A 14,332-nucleotide genomic window follows, 5' to 3' on the forward strand; every position below is an offset into this window, starting at 1 on the left:
GCCGCGTCAGAACCGGCGCGGCGGCATCCGCCCCGTGACGCGCGCCCAGTGCTCGTCGGCGCGCTTCTCGAAGGTCGGCGCCTCGCGGGCGTCGCTCTGGTAGAACTGCCCCCGCACGATGCCGGTGGCATATTCCTGATCGACCCAGCCGCGCGGATCGTTGTGCGGCAGCCGGTAGCCCTTGTGCCCGAGCTTCGCGGCGCCGGCGTAATGCGCATCGCGCAGGTGCAGCGGCACGCTCATCTGCGGCGCGCTCTGCACGTAGGAGAGCGCCGCACCGATCCCGGCGCAGGCCGAGGTCGACTTGGGCGCGCGGGCGACGTGCAGCGCTGCGTGGGAAAGGATGATCTGCGCCTCCGGGTAGCCGATCATCTCGACCGCCTGCGCCGCCGCGACCGCCGTCTGCAGCGCGGTGTTGTCTGCAAGGCCCACGTCCTCGGAGGCGTGGATCATGATGCGGCGCGCGATGTAGCGCGGGTCTTCACCGGCATGGATGAGCACCGCCAGCCAGTGCAGCGTGGCGTCCGGATCCGAGCCGCGCATGGATTTCACGAAGGCCGAGGTGACATCGTAGTGCTGGTCCCCGGTGCGGTCGAAATTCACGGGGGCGGCCGCGTAGACTTCCTCGATCATCGCCTCGGTGATCTCGACCGGCCCGTCACCATGCCCGACCGCAAGGCTTTCCAGCGTCGTCAGGGCGCGCCGCGCGTCGCCGCCCGACCGGCCGGCGATGAGCCGCAGCTGCTCGGGCGCAAGCGTCACCTCGATGCCGTTCGCGGCAAGATGCGCGAGCCCGCGGCGGATCACCTCTTCCATGTCGTCGATCGAGAGGGGCTCGAGCTTGAGCACCTGCGAACGCGAGATCAGCGCCTTGGGAATGGCATGATAGGGGTTCTCGGTGGTGGCGCCGATGAAGTCGGTGGTGCCGTCCTCGCAGATGGTCAGCAGGTCGTCGGCCTGCGTGGCGGACAGCCGGTGCACCTCGTCCACGAACATCAGCACCGGGCGGATGCGCGCCTCGTCGGCGATCTTGCGGATGTCCGAGACCCGAACGCCCGCCGCGTGCAGCACCCGGAACTCCTTGCCCAGCATGTTGCCCACGGCGCGCGCGATCGAGGTCTTGCCGATCCCCGGCGGGCCGTAGAGCAACAGGCTGCCCAGCGCATCCGCCGCGATGCGACGGCGCAGCAGCGAGTTCGGGGCCACGAGCGCCCCCTGCCCGATCACGTCGTCAAGCGTTTCCGGGCGCAGCACGTCGGCGAGCGGGCGGCGGCGGCCCGAGGAAGAGGCGTCGAAAAGATCCATGCGGCGGGCTCCTTGGGATGGGCGCCCCCAGTCCATAACGCGGCGCGCCCGAAGCTGCCAGCGGGGCACCGGACACGAAAACGCCGGGGCGCTGCGGCCCCGGCGTGTTCCGGTCTCGTGATGCAGGAACAGTCAGCGCTGCGAGATCTCCCAGTCGGGGTTGATCCAGGGCGCCACGTTGCTCGGCGGCAGCGGCGCCTTGCCGAGGATGTGGTCCGACGCCTTCTCGCCCACCATGATCGACGGTGCGTTGAGGTTGCCGTTTGTGATGCGCGGAAAGATCGAGCTGTCGGCAAGCCGCAGCCCCTCGACCCCGATCACCCGGGTCTCGGGGTCGACCACGGCCATCGGGTCGTCGGCCCGGCCCATGCGGGCGGTGCCGCAGGGATGATAGGCGCTCTCCACGTGCTGGCGGATGAAGTCGTCGAGCTCGTCGTCGCTCTGGCAGTCGGCGCCCGGCTGGATCTCGTGCTTGTAGTAGGGGCGGAACGCCTCCTGCGCGAAGATCTCGCGGGTGAGCCGGATGCACTTGCGGAAATCCGACCAGTCCTTCTCGTGCGCCATGTAGTTGAACAGGATGCGCGGCGCGTCCTTCGGATCGGACGACCGCAGCGTGACCTCGCCGCGCGAGGGGCTGCGCATCGGCCCGACGTGGGCCTGGAAGCCATGGCCCTCGGCCGCGACCTGCCCGTCGTAGCGCACCGCGATCGGCAGGAAGTGATACTGGATGTCCGGGTAGTCGACGCCCGCCTCCGAACGGATGAAGCCCGCGCTCTCGAACTGGTTCGACGCGCCCGGCCCCGACTTCGTGAACAGCCAGCGCGCCCCGACATAGGCCTTGCCCAGCAGGTTCCAGTACTTGAAGAGGCTCACCGGCCGGCTTGCCGCCGCCTGGATGTAGAGCTCGAGGTGATCCTGCAGGTTCTGGCCCACGCCCGGCCGGTCGGCGACGACCTCGATGCCGTGCTCGGCGAGATGCGCCGCCGGGCCGATGCCCGACAGCATCAGCAGCTTGGGCGAGTTCAGCGACGAGGCGGCGAGGATCACCTCGGCCTCGGCGCGGATCACCTCGACCTTGCCGCCGCGCTCGATCTCGACGCCCACGGCGCGGCCGTCCTCGATCACCACGCGACGCGCCAGCGCCCGCACGAGGTCGCAGTTCTCGCGCTTCAGGGCCGGGCGCAGATAGGCCCGGGCCGCCGACCAGCGCTCGCCCTTCCAGACGGTCATGTCGTAGGGACCGAAGCCTTCCTGCTGGTGGCCGTTGTAATCGTCGGTCACCGGGTAGCCGGCCTGCCGGCCGGCCTCGACGAAGGCCTGCGTGAGCGGGTTCGCGCGGGCCCCGCGGCTGACGTGCAGCGGCCCGTCGGTGCCGCGCAGGTCCGGATCGCCGCCATGGCCGCCGTCGTGCCAGTTCTCCTGACGCTGGAAGTAGGGCGCCACGTCGGCGTAGCCCCAGCCGGTCGCGCCCTGGTCACGCCAGTGGTCGAAGTCGCGGGCGTGGCCGCGCACGTAGATCATGCCGTTGATCGAGGACGACCCGCCCAGCACCTTGCCGCGCGGGGTCGCCAGCTGGCGCCCGCCGAGATGCGGCTCGGGCTCGGAGACATAGCCCCAGTCGTAGCGCTTCATGTTCATCGGGTAGCTGAGCGCCCCGGGCATCTGGATCAGCGGGCCGGCATCGCTGCCGCCGTGCTCGATCACCAGCACGCGCTTGCCCGCCTCGGCCAGCCGCCAGGCCATGGCACAGCCGGCGCTGCCCGCCCCGACGATGACGTATTCGGCTTGCATCAGAAGGGTGCCTCCACATCGCCCATGCGGACGTAGACGGATTTCATCTGGCTCCAGTGCTCGATCGCGGCCTTGGAGTTCTCGCGGCCGACGCCCGACATCTTCACCCCTCCGAACGGTGCCTCGACCGGCGCGTCGTTGTAGGAGTTGATGAAGCAGCTTCCGGCGCGCAGCTTGCCGATCACCCGGTGCCCGCGTGCGAGGTCCTTCGTGAACACGCCGGCGGACAGCCCGTATTCGGTGGCGTTGGCGCGGGCGATCCCCTCTTCCTCGGTGTCGAAGTCGAGCACGCTCATCACCGGGCCGAAGATCTCCTCGCGCGCGATGGTCATGTCGTCGGTGACATCGGCAAAGACCGTCGGCTCGAGATACCAGCCGTCGCGGTCGATGCGCTTGCCGCCTGTGACGAGGCGCGCGCCCTCGGCTATGCCCTTCTCGATGAAGCCCTGCACGATGGTCATCTGCGTCTCGGAGACCATCGGGCCGAAGCTGGTAGTCTCGTCCAGCGGGTCGCCGATCACCGCGCCCTTCAGGCGCTCGGCCAACCGCGCGAGGAAGGCTTCCTTGATGCCTTTCTGCACGAAGACGCGGGTGCCGTTCGAGCAGATCTGCCCGCTGGAGTAGAAGTTGCCGAGGATCGCGCCGCCGACGGCGTTCTCGATGTCGGCATCGTCGAACACCAGCATCGGGGACTTGCCGCCGAGCTCCATGGTGACGTGCTTCATGCCGTCGGCCGCCGCCGCATAGACCTTGCGGCCGGTAGGCACCGAGCCGGTGAGCGAGACCTTGGCCACGCGCGGATCGGTCACCAGCGAAGCGCCGACCTCGCCCATGCCCTGGACCACGTTGAAGAGCCCGGCGGGCGCGCCGGCCTCGGTCAGGATCTCGGCCACCTTCAGCGCACAGAGCGGCGTGGTCTCGGAGGGCTTGAACACCATCGCGTTGCCGCAGGCGAGCGCCGGGGCCGCCTTCCAGCAGGCGATCTGGGTGGGATAGTTCCATGCGCCGATGCCGACGCAGACGCCGAGCGGCTCGCGGATGGTATAGACCCAGTCCTCGCCCAGCGGGATGTGCTCGCCGGTGAGCCCGGCAGCGATGCCACCGAAATACTCGAGCGCGTCCGAACCCGAGGTGGCGTCGGCCACCAGCGTCTCCTGCAGCGGCTTGCCGGTGTCGTAGGTCTCGAGCACCGACAGGTCGTGGTTGCGCTCGCGCATGATCTGGGCGGCACGGGTCAGCACGCGGCCACGCTCGCGCGGGCTCCACGTGGCCCATTCCGCCTGCGCCGTCTCGGCGGCGGCAAGGGCGCGCTCCACGATGGCCGGGGTCGCGGCGTGCAGGGTCGCGACGCGCTCGCCGGTGGCAGCGTAGATCACCGGGATCTCGGCACCCGCGGCATCGTCGATGTATTCGCCGGCCACGTAGTGGCTGGCGCGCGGTTGAATGTCATAAGCCATGTCGTGTTCCTTGTCCGGTCCGGTCACTCGCCGCGCGGGTAGCGGGCGTTTTCCTCGACCTCGTTCAGATCCATGTGGTTGCGCATGAAACGGTCGCTGGCCTTCTGCAGCGGCTGGTAGTCCCACGGGTAGTAGGAGCCGTTGCGCAGCGCCTCGTAGACCACCCAGCGCCGCGCCTGGCTCTTGCGCACGTCGGCGTCGAAGCGGTCGAGATCCCAGCGCTCATCAGCCATCGCCCGCAGGCGCTCGAGCGTCTCGGCGTGGGCAGGATCGGCCGCGAGGTTGGTCAGCTCGTGCGGGTCGCTCTCCAGGTCGAAGAGCTGGTCGGGATCGAGCGCGCAGCGGTTGTATTTCCAGCGGCCATCGCGAAGGCTGACGAGCGGCGCATAGGACGCCTCGGCGGCGTATTCCATCGCCACCGGCCCGCGCGCGGCACCACCCGCGACCGGCACCAGCGTTTCGCCGGCGGTCCAGGGCTGCACCTCGTCCATGCTGACGCCGGCCAGGTCGCAGACCGTCGGGCAGACGTCGATGTTGCTCACCGGGGTCTCGCAGAGACCGGGCTCGAGCCCCGGCGCCGAGATCATCATCGGCACTCGCGACGAGCCTTCGAAGAAGGACATCTTGAACCAAAGGCCGCGCTCGCCAAGCATGTCGCCGTGATCCGAGACGAAGAGAATGATCGTGTCCTCATCCTGCCGGGTGCCCTCGAGCGCCTCGAGGATGTCGCCGATCTTGTCGTCGAGATAGGAGATATTGGCGAAATAGGCCCGGCGCGAGCGGCGGACGTCTTCCTCGGTGATGTTGAAGCTGCGCCAGTCGTTCGCGTCGAAGATGCGCTTCGAGTGCTTGTCGTGGTTCTCGTAGCCGAGGTCGCCCACCTCGGGCAGCAGGTGCTCGCAGTCCTCGTAGAGATCCCAGTATTTCTTGCGCGCGACATAGGGGTCGTGCGGGTGGGTGAAGCTGACCGTCAGGCACCACGGGCGGTCGTCCTTGCGGCGCCCGAGGTCATAGACCTTGCGGGTCGCGTTGTAGGCGACCTCGTCGTCGTATTCCATCTGGTTGGAAATCTCGGCGACGCCCGAGCCGGTGACCGAGCCCATGTTGTGATACCACCAGTCGATGCGCTCGCCGGGCTTGCGGTAGTCCGGGGTCCAGCCGAAGTCGGCGGGATAGATGTCGGTGGTCAGGCGTTCCTCGAAACCGTGAAGCTGGTCGGGCCCGACGAAATGCATCTTGCCCGACAGGCAAGTGTGATACCCTGCCCGGCGAAGATGATGCGCATAGGTCGGCAGATCGGACGGAAACTCGGCGGCGTTGTCGTAGACGCCGGTGACCGAGGGAAGCTCGCCCGACATGAAGCTCGCCCGCCCCGGTGCGCAGAGCGGCGATGCGGTGTAGCAGTTGCGGAACCGCACCGAGCGCTCGGCCAGCCGGCGCAGGTTCGGCGTGTGCAGCCAGTCGGCGGGGCCGTCCGGAAACAGCGTCCCGTTCAGCTGGTCCACCATCAGGATAAGGATGTTCGGTCGCGTCATGCCAATGCTCTCAGTTCGTTTTCCAGTGCAGCCAGCACGTGGGCCGAGGCGTTCTGCTCGGGCTCGTCGGAGGGGAAATGGGCGAATCGCAGGTAGATGCCGTCGATGAGCGCCGCGAGGCGTCGCGCGACGCCCGGGGCCTTGGCCCCGACCAGCGGGCGCAGCTCGTGCACGAGGTTCGAATGCAGCCGCCGGTGGTAGATCACCAGCAGCCGTTGCGCCTCGGTCGAGCGATGCGCCAGCACGTAGAAGTTCAGCCACGTCGCGATCACGTCGCGCCGGAAGTTCGTCTCGCTGAAACTGGCGCGGATCAGGGTCTCGAGCCGCTCACGCGGGTCCTGCGACTGTGCAAGACCCCGGCGGACCTCGTCACCGTAGACCGCAAGGATGTGCCGCATCGCGGCCAGGAACAGGCGGTCCTTGTCCCCGAAGTAGTGGAAGGCCAGTGCCGCCGACACCCCGGCCCGCTTGGCGATCTGGCCCACCGTGACCGCAAGCGTACCGGTGGCACCGATTTCGTGAATCGTTGCCTCGATCAGTTGCGTTCTGCGTTGGGTCTGCGCGTTCATCCGGTCTTTCCCGAGAAAAGGGTTGCAATGCAGAGATAATCAGTCATTGTTTGACTGGTCAATCAATAAATCGACTTCCAAGGATCAGGGAGCATCCATGAAACTGAAACATGCCATTTCCGCCCTCGCCCTCACGGCCGCCGCTGGCGCCGCCCACGCGCAGGCACAATGCGACAGTGTCATCATGTCCGATGTGGGCTGGACCGACATCACCACCACCACCGCGACCGCGAAGCACGTACTCGAAGGCCTCGGCTACGACGTGGACGTGAAGGTCCTGTCGGTGCCGGTGACCTTCGCATCGCTGGAAAGCGATGACGTCGACGTCTTCCTCGGCAACTGGATGCCGGCGCAGACCAGCGCGATCACGCCCTACCTCGACAGCGGCGAGATCGAGCAGATCAACGTCAACCTCGAAGGCACCAAGTACACGCTTGCCACGCCGACCTACGCCTACGAGGCCGGCCTGCAGAGCTATGCCGACATCGCCAAGTTCGAGGACGAGCTCGACGGCAAGATCTACGGCATCGAGCCGGGCAACGAGGGCAACGCCTACCTCGTGAGCCTCACCGAAGAGGACAAGTTCGGGCTGGGTGACTTCGATGTCGTCGAAAGCTCCGAGCAGGGGATGCTGGCGCAGGTCTCGCGCTTCTACAAGAACGAGGAGCCGGTCGTGTTCCTTGGCTGGGAACCGCACCCGATGAACGCCAACTTCGACCTGAAGTACCTGCCCGGCGGCGAGGACTTCTTCGGCGGCGAGGGCGTGGTCCACACCGTGACGCGCCAGGGCTTCTCGGAAGAGTGCCCGAACCTCGGCAAGCTGTTCTCGAACATGGACTTCACGCTGGACATGGAGAACAAGATCATGGGCCAGATCCTCGACGACGGTGCCGACCCGGCCGACGCGACCGAGGCATGGCTCAAGGAAAACCCGCAGGTGCTCGACGCATGGCTTGACGGCGTGACCACCGTCGACGGCGGTGACGCGATGGCCGCGGTGAAGGACAGCCTGGGGATGTGATCCCCGCAGCACCGCCCGCCTTCCGAGGCGGGCGGTGCGCTTTTCGGCCCCGCGACCCGCGCGGGCCATGACGACCCGAGACTCATTCCAAAAGAAAAAATCAAGGGGGACACGGCGCCGTGGACTGGCTGACCGAATACAAGATACCTGTGGGCGATGCGGCAAGCGCCGTCTTCGACTGGGTGCGGGACAACGGGGACATCGTCCTGACCGTCCTCTCCGACCTCATGGAAGCGATGATCGACGCGATCCTCTGGATCCTGCAGGAGCCACCCGAGCTCATCGTGATCCTGGGCTTCGTTGCCATCACCTATGCCCTGCAACGCAACTGGAAGACCGCGCTCTTCGTGCTGCTGGGCTTTCTCTTCATCCTCAACCAGGACTACTGGGAGGAAACGACCGAGAGCCTCACACTGGTGCTGTCGGCCTGCATGGTCTGCATGGCGATCGGCGTGCCCATCGGGATCTACGCCGCGCACCGGCCGCGGGTCTACACCTACCTGCGCCCGATCCTCGACCTGATGCAGACGCTGCCGACCTTCGTCTATCTCATTCCGGCCATCGTGTTCTTCGGCATCGGCATGGTGCCGGGCCTGATCGCGACGGTGATCTTCGTGCTGCCGGCGCCGATCCGGCTGACCTACCTCGGCATCTCCTCGACGCCCAAGCCGCTGCTCGAGGCCGCCACCGCCTTTGGCGCCACCGGGCGCCAGACGCTGTTCAAGGTCGAACTGCCCTATGCCGTGCCGCAGATCATGGCCGGGCTGAACCAGACGATCATGCTGTCGCTGTCGATGGTCGTGGTGGCCGCACTCGTCGGTGCCGACGGGCTTGGCGTCCCGGTCGTCCGCGCGCTGAACCAGGTGAACACGGCTCTCGGCTTCGAGTCGGGCTTCGTGATCGTGGTGGTCGCGATCATGCTCGACCGCATCCTCAACATGGGGGAACGCAAATGACGACAGCGGTCAACATCGACAACGTCTCCATCGTCTTCGGCGACCATCCCGAGCGCGCCCTGCCCCTCATGGACGAGGGAAAGGACCGCGGCGAGATCCAGGCGGCGACCGACCAGGTGCTCGGCGTGCACGACTGCAACCTGACCGTGGAAGAGGGCAACATCCACGTGCTCATGGGCCTGTCGGGCTCGGGCAAGTCGACGCTGCTGCGCGCCGTCAACGGGTTGAACCCCGTGGCACGCGGCAAGGTCGAGGTGAACGACGGCTCGCAGATGGTCGACGTGACCAACGGCGACGCCGCCACCCTGCGCCGCATCCGGATGCACCATGTCGCCATGGTCTTCCAGCAGTTCGGACTGCTGCCCTGGCGCACCGTGCGTGAAAACGTCGGCCTCGGCCTCGAGCTGGCCGGCCTGAAGGGCAAGGAAGCGCGCGAGCGCGTCGACGAGCAGCTGGCGCTGGTGAGCCTCTCGGACTGGGGCGATAACAAGGTGAGCGAGCTTTCGGGCGGCATGCAGCAGCGTGTGGGCCTCGCCCGTGCCTTTGCCACGCAGGCGCCGATCCTGCTCATGGACGAGCCCTTTTCGGCGCTCGACCCGCTGATCCGGACCAAGCTGCAGGACGAACTTCTCGAGCTGCAGCAACGTCTGAAGCGCACGATCCTCTTCGTGAGCCACGACCTCGACGAGGCGTTCAAGCTGGGCAACCACATCTCGATCATGGAAGGCGGGCGGATCGTCCAGAGCGGCGCGCCGCAGGACATCTTCACCGATCCGCGCAACGACTACGTGGCCGAGTTCGTGCAACACATGAACCCGCTCGGCGTGCTGCGCGCACGTGACCTGATGAAGCCGCTGACCAGCGAGCCCGCGGAGACCATCGACGCCGACAGTCTTGTCCGCGACGGCTTCGACACGCTGCTCGCCAGCGACCGGCCCATCGGCGTAACCGAACATGGCGCGCTGATCGGCCAGCTCGGCAAGGACGACGTCCTGCGCGGCCTGAGCGCGACCGACCACGGCTGAGCGTCGGCCTGAAGAGATCCCCCGAAGGGCCGCCCCGGCAGACACCGGGGCGGCCCTTTTCGCGTGAAGCCCCCCCTGCGTGCTGCAAGAGATCACCGGCGTGGAAGCCCAGCGGCGAGCGATAAGGGAACGCGACTGTTCAGCCGACGACGGTCGCCCCTCCTCAAACCGGTGCGACCGGTTCGGACGCGACCCGCCGCAGCGTCAGACCAGCGAAGGCTCCGGTGCGCTCTGCCACGCGGCGCGTGCTTCGGCAATCGCCTCGACCAGAGCGACACGATCCCCGGACCCTTCGGCCACCAGCTCGAGCGCAATCAGCGCCTCGCGGACCTCGGATTGCCCGAAGGCGGCTGCGCTGCCTGCGACCTTGTGGGCGCGTTCGGCGATCTCGGTCAGGTCCTCGGGCATCGTCGCCAGCCAGTCGAACAGGGCCTGCGCCTCGGCACGATGACGCTCGCTCAGCCTGTCGAGCCCGATGTCCGCCGCCTCCGGGTCCTTGGGTGGCTCCACCGCAGACGGCTTGTTGCAATACCGAGCGATCACCTTCCCAAGCGCATCCTGCGTCAACGGCTTGGGCAGGAAATCCGACATTCCGGCCTCGAGGAAGCGGTCCCGGGCCTCGGGCAGCACGTTGGCCGAAAGCGCCACGATCGGGACGTCGCGGTTCGGCCCGCTGCCCTCGCGGATCGCCGTGGTCGCTTCGAGACCGCCAAGCACCGGCATCCGGATGTCCATCAGGATGAGATCGAACCGATGCGTCAGCGCCGCGCTGATCGCCTCCTGTCCGTTGCGGGCCTCGGTGACCACATGCCCCTGCCGTGTCAGCATCTCGCGCGCCAGTTCGAGATTGATCTCGTTGTCCTCGACCAGAAGGATGTCTCGCCCGTTCTGGTCGGTCATGTCGTAGCCCGAGGGCGTTTCCTCGATCGGCGTGTCGACGCATTCGAGCGGTAGCCGGAGCCAGAACACGCTGCCCTCGCCGGGCTCGCTCTCCACGCCGATCTCGCCGCCCATCGCCTCGACGAACCGCCGTGCGATGCCAAGCCCCAACCCGGTGCCCGACTGGCTGCCGCTGCGCGGCACGTCGACCATGTGGAAATCGTCGAACACCCGCGCTTGGTCGGCTTCCGAGATGCCGACACCGGTGTCGATCACCCGGATCTCGACCTCGCATCCCGTGCGCTTTCCGTTCTGCTCGGCCTCCAGCCGGATACGCCCGTCCGAGGTGAACTTGATCGCATTGCTCACGAGGTTCAGCAGCACCTGCCGCAGGCGCGAAAAGTCCACGCGGACCCAGTCAACCGGCTCGCCGATCCACTCCCATCCGATATCGTTGCCATTCGCCTCGGCAGCGCTGGCCTGCGAATCCACGATGTCCTGCAGCACCCGGCCCATGTGCACCACGTCGGATCTCGAGACCATGGCGCCCGACTCGAACCGCGCCACGTCGAGGACCGAGTCCACGTGGTGCATGAGCACCTCGCCCGAGATGCCCATGTTGTGAATGTAGCGGGACTGGTCGTAGCCGAGCTTCGTCTTCTCGAGCAGCGACAGGTTGCCGAGGATCCCGTTGAGCGGCGTGCGGATCTCGTGCGTCATCATGGCGAGGAATTCGGCCTTGGCCTTTTCCCCCGCGAGCGCACGGTCGCGCGCCTGCACGAGCTCCGTCTCGGCGGCGACCCGATGGGAGATGTCGCGCAGGAAGGCCACGATGATCTCTTCCTCGCCGGTCTGCGCATGCTCGAGCGCCAGCTCGACCGGGAAGACTTCACCGCTGCGGCGCTGCGCTTCGAGCCTGATCCGACCCTGGCCGAGGATCTTGCGCTCGCCGGTGTCGCGCATCCGCTTCATCCCGGCACGATGCGCCTCGCGGTAGGATTCAGGCACGATGATGTCACCGATGGGCCGGTCGAGAACCTCGGCCTGGTCATACCCGAAGGTGCGCTCGGCCGCGGTGTTGAAGGTAAGGATGCGGCCATCGAGGTCGGTCACCACGACCGCGTCAAGCGAGGTCTCGAGGATGGTGTTGAGCCGCGCATAGGCATCGGCCAGCTCGATGCCGCGACGTTCGATCTGGTTGCTCACGCGTCGGGTGTGCACCAGCACGACCAGCAGCGTGAGCTTCAGCGCCACCGCCAGCAGGAAAAGCCACAGCAGCGTCCTCGACACCGAGTCGCGGCTGTCGTCCGAGTTTTCGGCGAAGAACTGCAGCCCCGTGGTCGCCATTTCGCGCAGAAGCGGCCGCATCTCGGTCGCCTCGTCGGCCAGCACGTCTAGGTTCGCCGCGAGCGCGTCGCGCGGCCCATCGATGAGCGGCACCATCGCGATCAGCCCGTCCCAGATATCACTGACCGGCTGTCCGAATTCCTCGTGGACGCGGATATCGCTGTAGAGCGATCCGCGCGCCAGCGTCATCATCCTGCTGTAGAAGACGTCGTATTCGACCACGAGCCGTTCGAGGGCATCGTCCAGCGCGTCGCCTTCTTCCGCGCGGGCGACCTCGATCGCGTTCCGGAACTCGAGAAACTCGACCTCGGCCTGCGACAGGAACCAGTGCACGTTGTCGGAACTGGCAGAGTTGAGAGAGCGGAACTCGTCCACAACCTCGGCGACAAGCACGATCACAGCCGCAACGATGGCGGCCGCAGCCACGCCGAGCAAGACGCGGCCCTGTCGCCACGGCGGAAGAGCGCGCTCCCGCCGTGAGGGCGCGACAAACGTCATTCGATCATCAGGCGGTCGAGTTGCCATATACTCCGTGAGTAGATCACTTCGGTCCGATAGTCACTTGAGGTTGAGAAGGGATAGATAATCCAAAGCGGCCCCTTGTCACGCCGGGACATCCGCTTGCCATCCATTTCGTAGGCAACGATGGGTCCGCCAGCGGTCGCATCGGAGACCGGAATTTCGACGCTGTAGTCGTTGATCGCCGTGGCATCTATGGTCTCGCCGGTTGCGCCGACCGCCTCCAGCAAGGTCTCCAGCCGCACGCCGGTGAAGACGATGGTGCCGGGGGTCCAGATCGTCTCGGTGGTGATTTCGCTTTCCCCGAGCTCGCGGAGCATGTCGATATCGAACTCCGCGACACCGTCCCCGTTGGTGTTCTCGATCTCGCCGCTCACGGTCAGCACGACCGGCCCGGTGGGCGTCGGCAGGGTTTGGGCCACGACCGGAGACGCACCCATTGCGATGGCAACGGCGAGCAGGGAGGCAAGCATTGTCTGGGCGCAGGTCATGTGCGTATCCTCTTTCAGGTTGACGAAATATTAGCTAGTTTTTGCCGTGAGAGGCAGCGGTGTATCGGGATCACGCACCTATCCGTTCGGATAGGTGCCCGTTCACGGGACAACCGGAGCATCCGTGACTGCAGTCGTTCCTGACCGATCTCACGACTTATGCGGGAACCAGGGCGACAAGACGACCGGGGCTGCGCCAAGCCTGTGGGAGGATATCTCATATCCAACAGATCCGCCCAAGCGGTTTCCCGACAGGCCGTCACGGCTTCGACCGGTCGGGACGCGAGCCCGATGGCGGCCTCCCGCTCCGCGAACAGGATTTTCTCCTCGGCTCAAGATGGTTGCGGGAAATCAACGCCTCTTGCCTCACCTATCCAAAAGGATATGTTCCGCGCACAAAATACCCGCTAAAGTTGGTATGGATCACAGGGCCGCCACGCCGGAAATCACATTCCACCCGCACGGGGGCCAGGAGGAACGAGCAGCGATGAGAATCCTTATTGCGGACGACCATGACCTACTACGCGATACGTTGATCGCGTTTCTCGGTGCCGAGGGCGGCATCGAGGTCGGCAGCGCCGCAAGCTTCGACGAAGCCCGCGAGCGCATCGAATCAGACGACGCCTACAACCTCGTTCTGCTCGACTACAAGATGCCCGGCATGAACGGCCTCGAAAGTCTTACCGAAGCGATGCAGATGAAAGGTGGCCAGCGGGTCGCGCTGATCTCGGGGCAGGCGACACGCGAGATCGCCGAGCAGGCACTCAGTCTCGGTGCGGCTGGCTTCGTGCCCAAGACGCTGCCGGCGAAGTCCCTCGTCAATGCCGTGCGTTTCATGGCCATGGGAGAGCAATATGCCCCCATCGACTTCATGACCGCGCAGGAAGAAGTCGAGCAGCACCCCCTTGCCCAGCGGCTCACCAAGCGCGAACTCGAGGTCCTGAAGGGGCTGAGCGACGGAAAGTCCAACAAGGAGATCGCACGCGATCTCGACCTGACGGAGCCGACCGTGAAGCTTCACATGAAGACCCTGTATCGCAAGCTCGAGGTCAACAATCGGACGCAGGCCGCCATCGTTGCACGCGACGCCGGATTGTTCTGAGACCCGTTCCGCAATGCGGCGCGGTCCCACCGTCCAGAAAAGAACCTGAAGTGACCATGTGCGGCAGCCGTGCTTTCCTGCCGCCTTCGACAGATCGCCCGCCTTGGTTCTCGGGACCGGGCCCGTCGCGCGCAATGCTGTTCTGAAGTCTTCGGCCCATCGGAGCCGGAACCAGGGGGCCTGTCCTGGCCTGTCTTTCGGGCTGGGCCGGAAATGTCTTCGCGTGGTCGGCGGTGCGAAAATGCTGTCGGCGCCCCCTGCGGGACCCGGCGGCGCCCCGCAGGGGGCGCTTGGCCTTTTGTCTCAGATCGCCATGCTGAACTTGCTGAGGACCC

At 66.4% G+C, this 14,332-nt stretch carries 11 protein-coding genes; 4 read left to right on the forward strand and 7 right to left on the reverse strand.

Annotation, left to right across the window (positions count from 1 at the left end; genetic code table 11):
* Window positions 1-6: 6 nt before the first annotated feature.
* From D6860_RS21330 to betI, 5 genes are all read right to left on the reverse strand, one after another.
* Entirely contained in the window at window positions 7-1,305 is a 1,299-nt protein-coding gene (locus D6860_RS21330) for a replication-associated recombination protein A (protein ID WP_076623113.1), read from the reverse strand.
* A gap of 132 nt (window positions 1,306-1,437) precedes the next feature.
* Window positions 1,438-3,096, reverse strand: coding sequence for a choline dehydrogenase (gene betA / locus D6860_RS21335; protein WP_076623112.1), 1,659 nt, complete (start codon window positions 3,094-3,096; stop codon window positions 1,438-1,440).
* On the reverse strand, window positions 3,096-4,553 hold the full coding sequence (betB, locus tag D6860_RS21340) for a betaine-aldehyde dehydrogenase (protein ID WP_076623111.1): 1,458 nt from the start codon (window positions 4,551-4,553) through the stop codon (window positions 3,096-3,098). The genes betA and betB overlap by 1 nt, the downstream gene beginning before the upstream one ends.
* A gap of 23 nt (window positions 4,554-4,576) precedes the next feature.
* A complete protein-coding gene (gene betC, locus D6860_RS21345; protein ID WP_017467662.1) occupies window positions 4,577-6,088 on the reverse strand; it encodes a choline-sulfatase in 1,512 nt (503 codons plus the stop codon).
* Complete coding sequence (gene betI, locus D6860_RS21350) at window positions 6,085-6,657, reverse strand: transcriptional regulator BetI (protein WP_017467663.1); 573 nt, start codon at window positions 6,655-6,657, stop codon at window positions 6,085-6,087. The genes betC and betI overlap by 4 nt, the downstream gene beginning before the upstream one ends.
* A 97-nt stretch (window positions 6,658-6,754) precedes the next feature.
* On the opposite strand from betI, the gene choX reads away from it, so the two are divergent.
* The 3 genes from choX to choV all read left to right on the forward strand — a co-directional run bounded on the left by choX (window position 6,755) and on the right by choV (window position 9,659).
* Window positions 6,755-7,678, forward strand: coding sequence for a choline ABC transporter substrate-binding protein (gene choX, locus D6860_RS21355; RefSeq protein WP_076623110.1), 924 nt, complete (start codon window positions 6,755-6,757; stop codon window positions 7,676-7,678).
* 119 nt (window positions 7,679-7,797) lie between these two features.
* Window positions 7,798-8,634, forward strand: a complete 837-nt coding sequence (gene choW / locus D6860_RS21360) for a choline ABC transporter permease subunit (protein ID WP_017468861.1) — start codon at window positions 7,798-7,800, stop codon at window positions 8,632-8,634.
* A complete protein-coding gene (gene choV / locus D6860_RS21365; RefSeq protein ID WP_076623109.1) occupies window positions 8,631-9,659 on the forward strand; it encodes a choline ABC transporter ATP-binding protein in 1,029 nt (342 codons plus the stop codon). Before choW ends, choV begins: the two co-directional genes overlap by 4 nt.
* A gap of 204 nt (window positions 9,660-9,863) precedes the next feature.
* Here choV and D6860_RS21370 read toward each other — a convergent pair whose 3' ends face one another.
* Together D6860_RS21370 and D6860_RS21375 are read right to left on the reverse strand one after the other, a co-directional pair.
* A complete protein-coding gene (locus D6860_RS21370) occupies window positions 9,864-12,311 on the reverse strand; it encodes a PAS domain-containing hybrid sensor histidine kinase/response regulator (protein WP_229743289.1) in 2,448 nt (815 codons plus the stop codon).
* A gap of 68 nt (window positions 12,312-12,379) precedes the next feature.
* A complete protein-coding gene (locus tag D6860_RS21375; RefSeq protein ID WP_093412034.1) occupies window positions 12,380-12,895 on the reverse strand; it encodes a putative pterin-binding protein in 516 nt (171 codons plus the stop codon).
* 487 nt (window positions 12,896-13,382) lie between these two features.
* Between D6860_RS21375 and D6860_RS21380 the strand changes: the two genes are divergently transcribed.
* Window positions 13,383-13,997 (forward strand): response regulator transcription factor, encoded by a 615-nt coding sequence (locus D6860_RS21380; RefSeq protein ID WP_076623107.1) that lies wholly within the window; start codon window positions 13,383-13,385, stop codon window positions 13,995-13,997.
* The last annotated feature ends 335 nt before the right edge of the window (window positions 13,998-14,332 follow it).

The sequence above is a fragment of the Salipiger sp. D13 genome, from assembly GCF_003703915.1.
GTDB lineage: Bacteria > Pseudomonadota > Alphaproteobacteria > Rhodobacterales > Rhodobacteraceae > Salipiger > Salipiger profundus.